The sequence below is a fragment of the Phyllobacterium myrsinacearum genome, from assembly GCF_002980555.1.
Classification (GTDB): domain Bacteria; phylum Pseudomonadota; class Alphaproteobacteria; order Rhizobiales; family Rhizobiaceae; genus Phyllobacterium; species Phyllobacterium myrsinacearum.
The window spans coordinates 256,620-272,679 of sequence record NZ_PVBT01000007.1 but is presented as its reverse complement, the minus strand read 5'-3'; the positions used below and the strand labels follow the sequence as shown (position 1 = coordinate 272,679).

At 57.6% G+C, this 16,060-nt stretch carries 15 protein-coding genes and 1 other RNA gene; 8 read left to right on the top strand and 8 right to left on the bottom strand.

Going from position 1 to position 16,060, the window contains the following annotated elements; translation table 11 throughout:
* Positions 1–8: 8 nt before the first annotated feature.
* The 3 genes from C5750_RS21700 to C5750_RS21690 form a co-directional block, all read right to left on the bottom strand.
* The gene (locus C5750_RS21700) at positions 9–1,886 is read right to left on the bottom strand and encodes an extracellular solute-binding protein (protein ID WP_105736632.1); all 1,878 of its coding nucleotides are present in this window, start codon (positions 1,884–1,886) and stop codon (positions 9–11) included.
* Positions 1,883–3,724: an extracellular solute-binding protein gene (locus C5750_RS21695; protein ID WP_105736787.1), complete on the bottom strand. Its 1,842-nt coding sequence runs from the start codon at positions 3,722–3,724 to the stop codon at positions 1,883–1,885. The genes C5750_RS21700 and C5750_RS21695 overlap by 4 nt, the downstream gene beginning before the upstream one ends.
* Positions 3,725–3,914: 190 nt before the next feature.
* On the bottom strand, positions 3,915–4,553 hold the full coding sequence (locus C5750_RS21690) for a c-type cytochrome (protein WP_105736630.1): 639 nt from the start codon (positions 4,551–4,553) through the stop codon (positions 3,915–3,917).
* A 165-nt stretch (positions 4,554–4,718) separates the two neighbouring features.
* Here C5750_RS21690 and C5750_RS21685 point away from each other — a divergent pair, with 165 nt between their 5' ends.
* Together C5750_RS21685 and C5750_RS21680 are read left to right on the top strand one after the other, a co-directional pair.
* Positions 4,719–5,471, top strand: coding sequence for a 3-deoxy-manno-octulosonate cytidylyltransferase (locus tag C5750_RS21685; RefSeq protein WP_105736628.1), 753 nt, complete (start codon positions 4,719–4,721; stop codon positions 5,469–5,471).
* A gap of 2 nt (positions 5,472–5,473) precedes the next feature.
* Positions 5,474–6,337, top strand: coding sequence for a prephenate dehydratase (locus C5750_RS21680; protein WP_199537980.1), 864 nt, complete (start codon positions 5,474–5,476; stop codon positions 6,335–6,337).
* A gap of 9 nt (positions 6,338–6,346) precedes the next feature.
* On the opposite strand, the gene C5750_RS21675 is transcribed toward C5750_RS21680, so the two are convergent.
* The 4 genes from C5750_RS21675 to C5750_RS21660 form a co-directional block, all read right to left on the bottom strand.
* Positions 6,347–6,739, bottom strand: coding sequence for a type II toxin-antitoxin system VapC family toxin (locus C5750_RS21675; protein ID WP_105736626.1), 393 nt, complete (start codon positions 6,737–6,739; stop codon positions 6,347–6,349).
* Positions 6,736–6,978: a type II toxin-antitoxin system antitoxin VapB gene (gene vapB / locus C5750_RS21670; RefSeq protein ID WP_105736624.1), complete on the bottom strand. Its 243-nt coding sequence runs from the start codon at positions 6,976–6,978 to the stop codon at positions 6,736–6,738. Before vapB ends, C5750_RS21675 begins: the two co-directional genes overlap by 4 nt.
* A 73-nt stretch (positions 6,979–7,051) precedes the next feature.
* Entirely contained in the window at positions 7,052–7,996 is a 945-nt protein-coding gene (gene nudC, locus C5750_RS21665; protein WP_105736622.1) for an NAD(+) diphosphatase, read from the bottom strand.
* Between the two features lie 49 nt (positions 7,997–8,045).
* Positions 8,046–8,450, bottom strand: coding sequence for an HIT domain-containing protein (locus C5750_RS21660; protein WP_105736783.1), 405 nt, complete (start codon positions 8,448–8,450; stop codon positions 8,046–8,048).
* A 69-nt stretch (positions 8,451–8,519) separates the two neighbouring features.
* On the opposite strand from C5750_RS21660, the gene ffs reads away from it, so the two are divergent.
* The 5 genes from ffs (at position 8,520) to C5750_RS21635 (ending at position 13,271) form a co-directional block, all read left to right on the top strand.
* Positions 8,520–8,616: signal recognition particle sRNA small type (ffs, locus tag C5750_RS21655), an RNA gene on the top strand.
* A gap of 143 nt (positions 8,617–8,759) precedes the next feature.
* A complete protein-coding gene (locus C5750_RS21650) occupies positions 8,760–10,622 on the top strand; it encodes a DNA polymerase III subunit gamma/tau (RefSeq protein ID WP_105736620.1) in 1,863 nt (620 codons plus the stop codon).
* A gap of 18 nt (positions 10,623–10,640) precedes the next feature.
* Positions 10,641–10,964: a YbaB/EbfC family nucleoid-associated protein gene (locus tag C5750_RS21645; RefSeq protein WP_091878585.1), complete on the top strand. Its 324-nt coding sequence runs from the start codon at positions 10,641–10,643 to the stop codon at positions 10,962–10,964.
* A gap of 439 nt (positions 10,965–11,403) precedes the next feature.
* Complete coding sequence (gene recR / locus C5750_RS21640; protein ID WP_105736618.1) at positions 11,404–12,009, top strand: recombination mediator RecR; 606 nt, start codon at positions 11,404–11,406, stop codon at positions 12,007–12,009.
* A 26-nt stretch (positions 12,010–12,035) separates the two neighbouring features.
* On the top strand, positions 12,036–13,271 hold the full coding sequence (locus C5750_RS21635; RefSeq protein ID WP_105736616.1) for a lytic murein transglycosylase: 1,236 nt from the start codon (positions 12,036–12,038) through the stop codon (positions 13,269–13,271).
* Here the strand turns inward: C5750_RS21635 and C5750_RS21630 are convergent.
* Positions 13,255–14,166 (bottom strand): LysR family transcriptional regulator, encoded by a 912-nt coding sequence (locus tag C5750_RS21630; RefSeq protein WP_105736614.1) that lies wholly within the window; start codon positions 14,164–14,166, stop codon positions 13,255–13,257. The genes C5750_RS21635 and C5750_RS21630 overlap by 17 nt on opposite strands.
* Before the next feature lie 124 nt (positions 14,167–14,290).
* Between C5750_RS21630 and ilvD the strand changes: the two genes are divergently transcribed.
* Positions 14,291–15,964 (top strand): dihydroxy-acid dehydratase, encoded by a 1,674-nt coding sequence (gene ilvD / locus C5750_RS21625; protein ID WP_105736612.1) that lies wholly within the window; start codon positions 14,291–14,293, stop codon positions 15,962–15,964.
* Positions 15,965–16,060 lie beyond the last annotated feature (96 nt).

Here is a 16,060-nt window from a genome sequence, read left to right as displayed (position 1 = left end):
ATGTCATTTTAAATCTTGCCAATTGCCTTCGCCTTTGTTTCGTCAAGCCACCAGAGCGTTTCAACCGGAAAGCCGTAATCGGGTTTGGGCTCCTTGAAGCCGAACATGTCCCAATAGGCGATGAGGTGATTCGCACTGTACCAATTTGGAATCCAGTCGCGCCTTATACGCAAGAGTCGATCCAGAACACGCATAATCGTGACCAGTTCAGCGCGTGACCTCACGTCGCCGACTTTCTGGATCAGCGCATCGATCACCGGATCCGCAACACCAGCGAAATTGGTGGACCCGGGCAAAGCAGCCGATTTGGAGCCGAACATGGCCTGCAGGCTTTCCTGCGTCGGTGTGGAACCAAGCGAATAGGCCGCTCCCATCATATCGAAATCGAAGGCCTGCAGCCTGACTTGATACTGGGCCGGATCGACCAGGCGCAAAGTGGCATTGATACCGATGGCGTTCAGATTGTTGATGAAAGGTGTCGCTGAACGGGTGAAGACTTCCGCCTGGATCAGCATTTCCACGTTGAGGGGTTTGCCGCTGCGATCGGCGAATTTGCCATTCTGGCGCGTATACCCCGCTGCAGTGATCAGTTCGACCGCGCGGCGCAGGTTGTTTCTGTCGCGCCCCGAACCGTCCGATGCGGGTTGCAGAACCGCATCACCGAAAATCTCCGGCGGCAGCCTGTCGCGCAGCGGTTCGATAATGGCCAGTTCTTCGGCGGAAGGTTTGCCTTCGGCGCGGAAGTCGGATTTCTCAAACAGTGACTGCGAGCGTTTGTAGACATCGTAGAACAGGTTCTTGCTGGTCCACTCGAAATCAAAGCACAGGGCGATGGCTTCGCGCACCCGCGGGTCGCGGAACTGTTCCCGGCGCTGGTTCAGCGCCCAGGCCTGCATCATCGGCCGCTTTTCGCTGGAGAACTCGCGTTTGACGACGCGCTTCTGCTGTATGGCAGGGAAATTGTATTCGGTCGCCCATGTCTTGGCCACGGATTCGGAGCGCCAGTAAATATCGCCCTTCTTGAAGGATTCGAAATCGGGTTGCCGGTCGCGAAAGAACTCGATGCGGATGCGGTCGAAATGGTTGGAGCCGCGCTGCACGGGCAAATCCTTCGCCCAGTAATCGGCAACACGTTCGTATTCGATTGTTTGGCCGGGGAGGATGATACCCGCACGATAGGCACCGGAACCGAGTGGCGCCTCCAGCGTCGATGCATCGAAATCCCGCGTGGCATACCACGCCTTGGAAAAGATCGGTATTCCCGCCGCTATGTCGAGAATGGCCCGGTCGGAATGATTGCCGGAAAAGGTCAGGCGCACCGTGTGGTCATCCACAGCGGCAATTTCCTTGAGTTCCGCCATCATCACCACGAGATCGGGATGCCCCTTTGCCTTGAGCGTCTCGTAACTGAACACGGCGTCATGGGCGGTGAGAGGGGAGCCGTCATGAAAACGCGCTTGCGGGCGCATTTTGAATGTGAATGTCCGTTTGTCCGGGGAAACCGTAACGCTTTCGGCAACCAGGCCATAGATCGAATCGGGCTCGTCCAGCGCCGATGTCATCAGGGAATCGAAACACAGTTCCACACGCGGCGGCGCATCGCCGCGCGCGCTGAAACCGTTCAGCGTGTTGAACGTTTGAGGCGATTGGTTGAGTATCCATATGGACGGCGAGAAGCAGAACGTTCCGCCTTTCGGTGCATCGGGATTGGTGTAATCGAAATGCGTGAAATCCTTGGGATATTTGAGGTCGCCAAAGGCGGAAAGGCCATGCAGCGGCACATCCGTTTTCACCTCCGCCAATGCCAAATGCGGAGCAAGGGCGGACAAAGCCGCCGCGCCGGAGTATTTCAGCAGACTACGGCGGTTCAGATGAACTTTGATCATTGAGCCCGCGCCTTCAGGGCCTGTTCCTTGGCAGGATCGATCCACCAGGAGAACGGATCGATGCCAATATAATCCGGCTGCTTCTCAGGCATCCCAAACTTGTTCCAATAGGCAACCTTGACCTTGTCATCGTACCACTGCGGAACAACATAGTAGTTCCACAGCAGAACCCGGTCGAGCGCATGGGTTGCTGCCACAAGCTCCTCGCGATCCTTGGCAAAGATCACCCTGTCGATCAGCGTGTCTATGGCCGGATTTTTGATACCCATATAATTGCGTCCGCCAGGCATATCGGCGGTACTGGATCCCCAGAAATCGCGCTGCTCGTTCCCCGGCGACAGAGTTTGTCCGATTCCGGCGATCGCCATTACGTCATAATCATAATCATTGACCCTGGCCGCATATTGGGCTGCATCGACAGCACGTATCTGCGCGTCTATGCCAAGTTTGCGCAGATTGGTCATGAAGGGTCCGATCGTCCGTTCGTCGCCCGGATCATCCGCCAGAAATTCGATGGTTAGGGGTTGGCCAGTCGCTGTATTGATGAGCTTTCCATTTTTCTGATCATAACCAGCTTCCCGCAATAGCGAGGCGGCCTTGCGTAGATTGTCGCGTTGTGCCTGCGGCGTGTCAGAAACCGGGTTCTTGAACGCCTCATTGAAAACCCCTTCCGGTACCTTACCTTTGACCGCCTGAAGTATCTCCAGTTCTTTGCCTGTCGGGAGGCCGCTTGATGCCAGCTCCGTGCCGGAGAAATAGCTGTCTATGCGCTTGTATTGACCGAAAAATACATTTTTGCTCATGGATTCAAAATCAAAGGCAAAGTTCAAGGCTTCGCGTACCTTAATATCCTTGAACTTGTCGCGACGCGTATTCAGGAGAAATCCTTGCATGCGGCCAGACGAGCGCTGAGGATACACGGCCTTGATGACATCCCCTCTGGTGAATGCCGGGAAGTCGTAGCCGCGCATCCAGCGGCCAATACTCGGTTCGCCGCGGTAATCCTGGAATCCGCCCTTTTTGAAGGCTTCCCACATGGCGTTTGCGTCGCGGAAATATTCATAGCGAATACGATCGAAATTGTTGCGCCCGACATTGGTGGGAAGATCCTTGCCCCAGTAATCGGGCACCCGGCTCCATACGATGGTTTTGCCGAAGTCGACGCTTTCGATTTTATAAGCCGCTGAGCCCAGAGGGATTTCCGTCGTGGGCTTTGTGATGTCACGTGGCTTGCCGGATTGATCGGTGCTTTCCCACCAGTGTTTTGGCAACACGGGAAACTCGCCGACGATGCCGGGCAATTCACGGTTGCCGCCGCCCGCAAACGTGAAGGTAACCTCTCGGTCCCCGGTCTTCTCGGCCTTTGTCACGTCATGATAATACTTGTTGTAAATCGGGCTCTGCGCCTTCAGAGTGTCGAACGACCAGATGACATCATCGACGGTGATGGGCAGCCCATCATGCCATTTTGCAGCCGGGTTGAGACGGAATTTCACCCAGGAAAAATCATCGGGGTAAGCAACCGCTTCTGCGAGAAGTCCGTAATTTGTTGCTGGTTCGTCAAGCGCACGGCTGAGAAGTGTATCGTAGAGGTATCCGCCCAGGATAGTTCCGCCGGGAAGCCCTGCTGCCGATGTTCCCTGAACAACAAAGGGATTGAGACTGTCAAATGAACCCTGAGCGATTTGATTCAGCGTTCCGCCTTTCGGCGCATCGGGATTTACAAAATCAAAATGCTTGAAGTCCGGCCCGTATTTCGGCTTGCCCAGAGCGCTGACCGCCGTCCGCCACTCTGTTTCCGCAGCCCGTGCGTTCGATAGGGGGATCGCGGCTGTCATGGCAAGGAGGGCGAGGCTGGTCAGGAACGGGCGGAAGTGCAAATCAGGTCTCCACGGTTTCTCTTTTTTGGGCAGTCTAAGAGAAAATGCGGCGGAGAACAGGCCTTCGGCAAAAAAACACGCAGTCTTGATGCCGATACGAAAAAGCCGGGCACTGGGCCCGGCCTTTTCTGGGAATGGGCAACCGAGCTTACTTGGTCGGTGCGGGCGCTGCACCATCGGCAGGCTTAGCCGCATCCGCGGGCTTGTCGCCGGCGGCAGGGGCTGCGTCAGCAGCGGGAAGCGGCTTGGGGCTGTCGGAAAGCGTGCGCAGATAAGCGATCAGGTCCGCGCGCTCATTGTCCTTCTTGTCACCGGCAAAGCCCATGGCCGTGCCTTTGATATAGCCCTTGGGCGATGTCAGGAAGTGATTGAGGTGATCGAACGTCCAGAGTTCCTTGCCGCCCTTGGAGAAATCCTTGATGGCGCCGGAATAGCTGAAGCCTTCATGTGTGGCGATAGGACGGTCAACGATGTCCCACAGGTTCGGACCGACCTTGTTGGCGCCGCCCTTTTCGCCGGTGTGGCAGGCCTGGCAGCGCTTGAAGATAGCTTCGCCGCGTGTTGCATCCGCCGATGCGAGCAGGGTCGCGATCGGTACAGCCGCAGCCGCTGCGGCTGGCGCGCCAGCTTCACCTTCCCCGCCGGCTTCGGCAGCCTGGATGATAAAGCCGGGTTTTTCGGGCGCACGGGAATCAAATACGAAATCCGAAAGGATGCCCGCTGTCATGACAACGAAAACTGTTGCCAGGAACGCCATGGCATATTTGTTGAATGCGCTCGAATCCATTGTCGATCATTGCTCCTCTTGCGGAGGTTCTCATTATCTGGTCAATGCAGACCGCTGCATTACTTGACGAGAGTCCCCTCGTGATCGCGCGGAAACTAGGTCTTTTGCTCAAGACTTGCAACACATATAAGGGCAGTTCTGCCTGAGACTTTTTGACACCGTAGGGTGCTTGTGACGATGAAAATATTGACCCTGATTCCCGCCCGCATGGCCTCCACGCGCCTCCCCGGCAAGCCATTGGCCGATATTGCCGGCAAGCCGATGATCGTGCATGTGGCTGAACGGGCCCTGGCGGCCGGTCTCGGCCGTGCCGTTGTTGCCACCGATAGCGCCGAAGTGAAGGCGGCGGTCGAGTTGCACGGACTTGAAGCCGTCATGACGCGCAGTGACCATGAATCGGGTTCGGACCGCATCTACGAAGCCTTGCTGGCGCTCGATCCGGAAGGCACTGTCGATGCCATCGTCAATGTCCAGGGCGACCTGCCGACCATTGATCCGGAATTGGTCAAACGCGCGCTTCTGCCGCTGCGCGAAGGCCCGGCCGATATCGCTACATTGTGTGTCGAGATCACCAGGGACGATGAAAAGACCAATCCGAACGTGGTCAAGATCGTCGGCTCGGGCATCGGCACCGGGAAAATGCGCGCGCTCTACTTTACGCGTGCGACAGCTCCCTATGGCAATGGCCCGCTCTACCACCACATCGGTCTATATGCCTATCGCCGCGCCGCGCTGGAGCGATTCGTCAGACTTGGCCCGTCGCCGCTCGAACAGCGCGAACGGCTGGAACAGCTGCGCGCGCTGGAAGCCGGCATGCGCATCGATGTCGAGATCGTTGATTCGGTGCCGCTGGGTGTTGATACCCGAGAAGATCTTGAGCGGGCACGTGACATTCTTACTTCAATAAAGGGCAATTGATTATGGCCAAGACCAACCGCATCTCCTTTCAAGGCGAACCGGGTGCCAATTCCGACACCGCATGCCGGAACATGTTTCCGCACATGGAGCCGTTGCCATGCCCGACCTTTGAGGATGCGTTCAACGCGGTTGAAAGCGGGGCGGCTGATCTTGCGATGATCCCGATCGAGAACACCATCGCCGGACGCGTGGCGGATATCCACCACCTCTTGCCGGAATCGCGCCTGCACATTGTCGGCGAATATTTTCTGCCGATCCATTTCCAGCTGATGGTTCTTCCGGGCACCAAGCGCAGCGAGATCGTCACGGTTCACAGCCATATCCATGCACTGGGCCAATGCCGCAAATATATCCGCAAGAATGGCTGGAAGCCGGTCATTGCCGGGGATACGGCGGGTGCCGCGCGGCTCGTCTCCGATGTCAAGGACAGGACGATGGCGGCGCTGGCGCCGCGGCTCGCCTCCAGTCTCTATGGTCTCGATATCTTGGAAGAGGATGTCGAGGATACGGAAAACAACGTCACGCGCTTCGTCGTTCTGAACAAGACGAAAAAGTGGGCGCCGCGCACGTCTGACGAACTCATGATGACGACCTTCGTTTTTCGCGTGCGCAACGTTCCGGCGGCGCTCTACAAGGCGATGGGCGGCTTTGCCACCAATGGCGTCAACATGACCAAGCTGGAAAGCTATCAGATCGACGGCAAATTCACGGCGACACAGTTTTACGCTGATATTGAAGGGCATCCGGATGACAAGAATGTCGCCCATGCCCTGGAGGAACTCGAGTTCTTCTCCAAGGAGGTGCGGATTCTCGGCGTCTACCCGGCGGATACGACATTCCGCAGCAGCCAGGGCGATGGTGAGTAGATTGAGTTTTTAGTCTTCCCAGTTTTCAACGTTAAGTCTCTCGACTCTCTGAAATTCGCGAACATTGCGTGTGATGAGGGTCAGGGACCGCGCGAGGGCCTGCCCTGCGACCAAAACATCGTAAGGACCGATGGGATTGCCCGAGCGTGCAAGCTTCGCCCGCAACTCGCCCGCATGTCTGGCGTCGTCCAAGTCAAACTCAAGTGTTTGGAATTGCAAGCTTTCAACAAGACCGAGATTGTGAACGGCGCGCTGCGATTTGTAGGCTCCGTAAAATAGTTCATGGGCGACAATGGCCGAAATTGCAAAGTCCTGTGGCTGATGTCGGCGCAGTTGGCTGTGCAGCCGCTCATTGCCTTTCAACAAAGCAATGATTGCATTGGTATCAAGCAGGAATTTCATTTGAAATAATCGAGGTTAGGTCTTTCCTGTGCTGCCGGTTTCTCGTTTGCAGCTTTTGCAAAGTCGTCGTCTACCGGGGCTGTAAGAGCATCCAGCCAAGCCCAATTCTCCGGCACCGGTTCAAGAATAATGGATTGCCCGTGACGCCGTATACGAACCTCTGCTGCATCAAATCGGAACTCCTTTGGAAGGCGCACGGCCTGCGAGCGTCCGGACCAGAAGATTTTGGCTTTTTCCATGTCTCACCTCCTTTGAGATATGACAATAATATATACCAATTAAGCAATAGTTTCAATTCAACCTTGGTAGGACTTAGACGTCACTCTCGACCCAGCTGCGGATCAGATGAGCAGCGATGGCGCCGGGTGGCGGCGTCATCAATCCTTCCGGATGCGTCCGGTCGAGCATCAGGGCCACTTCATCGCGTGTGAACCAGCGGCCCGCCTCCAGCTCCGCCTTGTCGAGGGTGTAATCGTCGGACAAAGCCTCCGCATGGCAGCCGATCATCAGCGAATAGGGGAAGGGCCAGGGTTGCGATGCATGATAGACCACCCGGCCGATGGGCAGGTTGGTTTCTTCCAGCGTCTCGCGCCGCACGGCATTCTCGATGGTTTCCCCCGGTTCAATGAACCCGGCAAGGCAGGAATACATACCCGGACCGAAATGGGGTCCACGTGCCAAAAGACACTTGTCGCCGCGCACCACCATCATGATGGCAACCGGATCTGTGCGCGGAAAATGCTGGGCGTCGCAATGCGGGCAAGTGCGCCGGTACCCGCCATCCCGCATCACCGTTTCCGTTCCGCAGCGTCCGCAGAAACGGTGATTCTCATGCCATGTCAGCAGTGAAACGGCTTGCGCCATAGCGCCCAGCTGATCTTCGGGTATGAGGCCTTGCGTGTAGACTGGACGGTATTCAATGGCCTTGATTGCCTCGGGAAGCGCTGTCAGGTCAATGCCGCTCACAGCGGCGAGAACCGGCATATCCTCCTGCATTCCCAGATAGATTGTCCTGTTTGGATTGGGCAGCAGTGCTGCGGCGTCTTCAAGGGCGAAGAAAGCGTTGCCCATGCCGTTTCCCTGCGACACCAATATCTGGCCTTGCCCGATCAGCAGCATGCGCGCCCTTGCATCCGCAAGCGCGACCGTTACCACATCATCGCTGCGGTTTTCGGCGTGGCGGTTTATCCTGTTGCCGGCGAAGCCGACGAAACGGCTCGCTTCCGCTTCCGGAACATCGTAAAGGCGAAATGACATAAGTGGGCTCCAGAAGGCGGGTCCGGAAGGGGACTGGTGGTGATGCTGATTAGATAGCGTTGAGAATGGCGTTCGCAAAGTCCCGTGCGTCTTTTTCGCCGTAGGGTTCGCGCGTGCCATAGCCCCAGACGGGACCGGGCCATGCTGGATCTCCGGTGTTGCGGGCGATGATATGCAAGTGCAGCTGCCGGACGATATTGCCGAGAGCTCCGGTGTTGATCTTTTCGCAATTGACGACAGCCTTGAGCGCCTGTGCGGCAATGCCCGATTCAAAGACAAGCATTGTCTGATCGAGGGGGGTAAGGTCGTGGATCTCGCTGATATCTGCCCTTTGCGGCACGAGAATGAGCCAAGGCCAGCGCCGGTCATTCATCAGGCGCAGATCGCAAAGGCCCAGCCTTGCAATGGGAATCGTATCGGCTGCAAGTTTGCTATCGAGTATGAACGTCATGATTTGCAACAATTAGCAGTTTTTTTGTCGTCCCGCTTGCTTTTTGCGCAAAGATTGCCGATATGAGCCTCGGGAGGTTGGTGGTGGACGAGCCACTCGCCAACCGGGTCAGGTCCGGAAGGAAGCAGCCCCAACGAGCCAGGCACGGGTCGCCGTGCCAGCCTCCCACCTTTATCCTCTTTAAAGCCGTGATCCGGCATTGACGCTGCGGTGTGCAGCGGTACAAACTTGCCCGGTGGAACGAATTCGACATTCGCACCCCGTTTGACATCACGCGGAACATGCGACTGTCAGAATCGGACCACTGGCGCCATGAAGAGCAATGCAGGAGCGGAATCAATCGGGATGGACACCAAAACGGCAGATAGCGCCTATCGCGTGCTCGCCCGCAAATATCGCCCGCAGAATTTCGACGATCTGGTCGGTCAGGAGCCGATGGTCCGGACCCTGACCAATGCGTTCGAGACTGGCCGCATCGCGCAGGCTTGGATGCTGACTGGTGTCCGGGGGGTCGGCAAGACCACTACGGCGCGCATTCTGGCCCGTGCCCTCAATTACAAGACAGCGGAAATCGACAGGCCGACGATCGACCTGTCTGTTCCCGGTGAACATTGCCAGGCGATCATGGAAGGCCGCCATGTCGATGTCATCGAGATGGATGCCGCCTCGCATACGGGTATCGATGATATCCGTGAAATCATTGAGCAGGTTCGTTATCGCCCGGTTTCGGCCCGGTATAAAGTCTATATCATCGACGAAGTGCACATGCTGTCCAATCAGGCTTTCAACGGCCTGTTGAAAACATTGGAAGAGCCGCCGCCGCACGTCAAATTCATCTTCGCCACCACCGAAATCCGCAAAGTTCCGATCACGGTGCTGTCGCGCTGCCAGCGTTTTGACCTGCGCCGCATCGATGCAAACATGCTGACGGCGTTGCTGAAGAAAATTGCCGACAAGGAGAGCATTACGGTTGATGCCGCATCCCTGGCGATGATCGCCCGCGCGGGCGAAGGCTCGGCGCGCGATTCCCTGTCGATCTTTGATCAGGCAATCGCCCACGGTGCGGGCAATGTCGATGCCGAGACGGTGCGCTCCATGCTGGGGCTGGCGGATCGTGCCCGGATCATCGATCTTTTCGAGATGCTGATGCGCGGTGACGTGGCTTCCGCTTTGCGTGAGTTTCGCGCGCAGTATGATGTCGGGGCAGATCCCAGTGTTGTTCTGTCCGATCTTGCCGACTTCAACCATCTGGTGACGCGTATTCGCTTCACCCCGGATGTCGCGGACGACATTTCCCTGTCCGAGGATGAACGCCTGCGCGGACGGGATTATGCCGAAAAGCTTTCCATTCGAATTCTCTCCCGGACATGGCAGATGCTGCTGAAAGGCATTGCCGAGGTGGATGCGTCCAATCGCCCGGTTCAGGCCGCGGAAATGCTGTTGATCCGGCTGGCGCATGCAGCCGATTTGCCGACGCTGGATGAAGCGCTGAAATTGCTGGAAAACGGGGCGTCTTCGACAGGGCAAGCGCCGCGGAGCGATGGTCCACGCTCCGGCAATGGCGGCGGCGAGAGCATGAGCCGCGGTACTCCGGCGGATGCTGTGGCGCCCGTGCGCAGTTCCGTAACCTCCGGCGGTGGTGCCACCATGCGGCTGGTTGAGCAATCAGTACAGCCGGCACATGTTGTTCCGGTCCAGCCGGCTGCCGAGGAGCAGACGCCGGCTGTTCCCGTTACCAGCATCGCCGATATCGTGGCGCTCGCCGACAAGCAGCGCAACATGCAGTTCAAGATACTGGTCAAGAACTGCGTACGGCTCGTCAGCATCAAGCCGGGGCGGCTTGAGATCAATCTGACCGACGACGCGCCAAAAACGCTTTTGACAGACCTGTCGCAGAAGCTCAGTGAATGGACCGGCGCGCGCTGGATGGTATCCCTGTCACGGGAACAGGGCGGCCGGACCATCAATGAAACCGAAACGGCCCGGCGCGATTCCATGCTCAGCGACGCACGCGCCGATCCGGATGTCGCGGCGATCCTGTCGCGGTTCCCCGGTGCCAAGATTATCAATGTACGAATCGCAACACCTGCCGGGCAGGGAAATGGCGATCCGGATGGCATGGACGGGATCGGCTCCGGCGATGATACGCTGGCCCCCGTCGAAGAAGACGATTGATCAAAAGGAGTTTTTCCCATGCGTGACATTATGGGCATGATGAAACAGGCCAAGGAAATGCAGGGTAAGATGGCCGCCATGCAGGAGGAAATCGCGGCGCTGGAGGCCGAGGGCCATTCCGGTGGCGGTCTCGTCACGGTCAAGCTGTCCGGCAAGGGGGCGCTGACATCGCTCAAGATTGATCCATCGCTCTTCAAGGAAGACGATGTGGAGATTCTTGAAGACCTGATCATCGCCGCCCATAACGAGGCAAAGGCGAAAGTTGAGGCCATCATGGCGGAAAAAACCCAGGCGCTGACAGCGGGCCTGCCGATACCGCCAGGTTTCAAGCTGCCTTTTTGAGAGCGGGTCTACAACTGCAAGCTTCTTGGAAAAGATGCGAGCGTGACTTATACTGCTCTTGGAGTGGGCGGCGAGCTTTCGCTCGCCACCCCTCCTCATTCGTGAAAATTGACCCGGACGGTCCATGACCAGCTCGTCCGGGTTTTCTTCACTATGAGGGTGATGCTAAACGGAAAAATCCGCATAGTTCACCTCCAAGTTCAAAGGCAAGGCTGTTGCCGCAGTCGGGTAGCCTATTCTCCCGATGCACCGGCTGGTACGGTGCTTCTGCTTCGCCTTCGAACTTTTGCGCTGTCCGGCGCTTGAGGCGATGATTGCTTCGTTTGTCGTCGGCAACAACGAATGCAGGGTTGTAAATTACGGTCCTCTTTTCCGCTTGAGTTGAGTTGCCGGTGCGTCTCCGATTCCCTATGGGCAAAATTTGCTTTAAACCGGCGATATGTCGAAACGAATCGCCGGTCCCGAAATTGAACGCCTGATCCAGCTTCTGGCCAAAGTGCCGGGGCTCGGGCCGCGTTCTGCCCGCCGTGCGGCGCTGCATCTCATCAAGAAAAAAGAAGGGCTGCTGATCCCGCTGGGTTCCGCCATGCAGGACGCAGCCGATAAGGTGCGTATCTGTTCCACATGCGGCAATGTCGATACGTCTGATCCGTGCATGATCTGTACCGATCCGCGCCGCGAGCGGGCGACGCTGATTGTGGTCGAGGATGTTTCCGACCTTTGGGCACTCGAGCGGGCCGGGTCAATGAATGTCCGCTACCATGTGCTGGGCGGACGGTTGTCGCCGCTCGATGGTGTCGGCCCTGATGATCTCAACATCGGCAGTCTTGTCAGCCGCGTGGCGGAGGGTGAGATCAAGGAGGTCATTCTCGCCGTCAATGCGACGGTGGAGGGGCAGACGACCGCACACTACATCACCGACCAGCTCGCGGATTTCGACGTGCGTATCACGCGGCTGGCGCATGGCGTTCCCGTTGGCGGGGAACTTGACTATCTGGACGAGGGCACGCTGGCTGCTGCCCTGCGCGCGCGGACCTCTATATAGGGAGAAGGCTTTTGATCAGACGCTCGATGCGACTTGCCCTTACGGCGTTGATTGCAACCTTTCTCCATGTAACATCGGGGCTGGCCGCGTCAAAACCGGAAGTTGAAGCGCAGTTCCGGGCATGGCTTGCCAATGATCTTTGGCCCGAAGCCAAGGCTCAGGGTATTTCCAAGGCGGTTTTTGAGCAGGCTTTTTCCGGCGTCACCCTCAATTTCGATCTGCCCGATCTGGTGATGCCGGGTGAAAAACCACAGACACCCAAAGAGCAACGGCAATCGGAGTTCGGTTCACCCGGCAAATACTTCAATGACAAGACCGTCAACGCGGTGACATCGGGCGGCGCAGCGCGGGTTGGCCAATATGCCAAAATCCTCAAAGCAGTTGAAAGCAAATATGGCGTTCCGGGACCGATCGTTCTTGCCATATGGGGGCGCGAAAGTGGCTACGGCAGCGTCAAAATCCCCTACAACGCCTTTACCGTGCTCGGCACGAAAGCCTTTCTGGCAACGCGGAAGGACATGTTCCGCAAGGAGCTTTTAGCCGCGCTCCAGATCGTGGAGAAAGGCTATATCGGCGTTGCAAGCATGAAAAGCTCGTGGGCGGGGGCGCTCGGCCAGCCGCAATTCATGCCGACATCCTATCTCGAACACGCGGTGGATTTTGACGGCGACGGCAAACGGGACATCTGGAATTCCGTTCCTGATACACTCGGTTCCATCGGTCATTATCTCGCGCAATATGGCTGGCAGCGCGGCCGCGACTGGGGCTATGAAGTCAGCGTTCCGCAGAATGTCAGCTGCTCCCTGGAAGGCCCGGATCGGGGCAAGCCGTTCGCCGCATGGGCCAAGCTTGGTATTGCCCGCGTCAACGGCAAGCCGTTTCCGGCCAGTGAAACCAATCGCGAGGGCTTTCTGCTGATGCCGGCCGGGCGCCATGGTCCGGCTTTTGTGGTCACCAAGAATTTCTATGTGATCAAGGAATACAATATGAGCGATCTCTACGCGCTGTTCATCGGGCATGTGGGAGACCGCATTGGCAATGGTGCGAAGGGTTTTTCCGCCGGCTGGGGTGATGTCGGCGGCCTCTATCGCTCGGACATTGCCGGGTTGCAGAAGGTGCTGGAAAAGAAGGGTTATGACGCCGGGGGAGCTGACGGCTTTCCGGGCTTCAAGACGCGGCGTTCCATCGGTGATTGGCAAATGAAACAGGGCCTGCCTGCCACCTGCTTCCCCGACAAAGATCTCGTCAAGGCGATACGCTGAATGCCGAGGCAATATCAATCAGGTGTCTGAGCGCCGGTAACGGGTCATCGCGGCGCCAGACAAGCCCGGTCTCGATCCGTGGCGGCGTGCGTGACAGTTTCAGGTAACGCACTCCGGTCCGGCCAAGATTCTGCAGCGATTCCGGCACGAGTGCGATTCCCATCCCCGCGGAGACCAGGCTGATGATTGTTTGCATCTGGATGGCTTCCTGCCCGATGCATGGGACGGCACCATTGCCGGCATAATAGCCGGTGATCAGATCGTGAAAGGCCGGTGCACTGCGGCGGGGAAAGATAATCAATGGCTCCGACAGTGCGCCTTTGATGTCGAGCACTCCGCTGGACAGATCAAACCTGCCTGATGCCACCCATTCCTCCGGGACTGCAGCGACAAGTTCCTCCTGAAGCAATGACAGATAGGCGAGAGATGCGTGAAGGCTGGCGCGTGACGGCGGAATGATCAAGCCGGCGTGAATGTTGCCATTCAGAAGCGCTTCGATCTGCACGTCGCTGGTTGCCTCCTGCAGGGCGATCTGCACATCGGGATAGCCCGTCTTGTAACGGCCGAGCAGTGCCGGCAGCAGGCTGTAATCGGCTGTGCTGACGAAAGCGAGTTTCAAGCTGCCCATGGTGCCCCGCGCCAGTTGCCGGGCAATGCCGGGAAGCGCGCCTGCGTCGTCCAGAACCTTGCGTACATGGTCCAGCCATTGGATGCCCGCAGGTGTCAATGCGACGCTGCGCTTGGTGCGCGTGAACAATTCGACGCCAATTTCCTCTTCAAGCGCGAGTATGGTCTGGCTGAGGGGCGGTTGAGTCATGTTGAGCCGCGCCGCAGCTCTCCCGAAATGCAGTTCTTCAGCAACAGTGATAAAGTAGCGCAGCTGGCGCAGATCCATATCGTATCTCTAATATGAAATACGACCTAATCAAGCATGAATTATATATTTCACACATGTTTGGAAACGCTCTAAACAGAAGGCAATCCGGTCTTGAACCCAATGTCTTAGTGGAGAAACAGCCATGGCGGTCAATGAACGCTCAAAACACATCACGCAGGGAATAGCGCGCTCGCCCAACCGGGCCATGTATTATGCGCTGGGCTATGAGAAGGCGGATTTCGACAAGCCGATGATTGGCATTGCCAATGGCCATTCCACCATCACGCCTTGCAATGCCGGCTTGCAGCCGCTCGCCGATGCGGCGGTTGCGGCGGTCAAGGCAGCGGGCGGCAATCCGCAAATTTTTGGCACGCCGACCATCTCCGATGGAATGGCGATGGGCACGGAGGGCATGAAATACTCGCTCATTTCGCGCGAGGTAATCGCCGATTGCATTGAGACATGCGTCAATGGTCAATGGATGGACGGCGTTCTGGTGCTGGGCGGCTGCGACAAGAACATGCCCGGCGGCATGATGGCCATTGCCCGGACCAATGTTCCGGCAATCTATGTCTATGGCGGCACGATCAAGCCGGGCAAGTGGAAAGGAAAGGACCTTTCCATCGTCTCGTCGTTCGAAGCGGTGGGGTCTTTCATGGCTGGCAAGATGAGCCAGGAAGATTTTGAAGGCATCGAGCGGCATGCCTGCCCCTCCACGGGTTCCTGTGGCGGCATGTATACCGCCAACACCATGAGTTCCTCGTTCGAGGCGTTGGGCATGTCGTTGATGTCCTCGTCGACCATGGCCAATCCGGATGCCGAAAAGGCGGACAGCACGGCCGAATCCGCCCGCGTCCTCGTTGAGGCCGTACGCCGGGGTATCCGCCCGCGGGACATCATCACCCGCAATTCCATCGAAAATGCCGTTTCGCTGATCATGGCCACGGGCGGGTCGACCAATGGCGTTCTGCATTTTCTGGCCATCGCCCATGCGGCGGAAGTCGAATGGACGCTGGATGATTTCGAGCGTGTGCGCCGCAGGGTTCCGGTGATCTGCAACCTTCGGCCATCCGGCCAGTACATGGCCGTGGATCTGCATCAGGTCGGCGGCATCCCGCAGGTCCTGAAAATCCTGCTCAATGCCGGTTTGCTGCACGGTGACTGCCTGACGATCACCGGCCGGACCATTGCCGAGGAACTGGCCCACGTTCCCGATGCTCCGCCTGCCAATCAGAATATCATCAGGCCGATAGACAAGGCTCTCTACAAGGAGGGACATCTGGCTATCCTCAGAGGCAATCTGGCGACGGGTGGCGCTGTCGCCAAGATCACTGGTCTTAAAAATCCTGTTATCCAGGGCCCCGCACGGGTGTTCGATGACGAGCAGTCTGCGATGGATGCCATCCTCTCGGATAAGATCAGGCCGGGCGATGTGGTGGTCCTGCGTTACCTCGGCCCCAAGGGTGGTCCCGGCATGCCGGAAATGCTGGCGCCGACATCGGCAATCATCGGACGCGGTCTGGGTGAAAGCGTCGGGCTCATCACCGACGGACGGTTCTCGGGCGGAACATGGGGCATGGTTGTCGGCCATGTCACGCCGGAAGCCTTCGAGGGCGGCGCAATTGCCCTCGTCAGGGAGGGCGATACGATTACCATCGATGCCCACAAACAGCTGCTGCAGCTTGAAGTCAGCGATGCCGAACTGGAAGAGCGCCGCAAGGCATGGCGGCAACCAGCTCCTCGCTATACACGCGGTGTGCTGGCCAAATTTGCCAAGCTGGCGAAATCCGCCAGTGAAGGAGCCGTCACGGGTTAGAGGATGGCTCTTGCCATTGTCGCGATGGCAAAAACAGTCTGTCAAAGCATGGGTGGTATGAATGCCACCCATGAAATGCGATCCTGACGCGCAGTC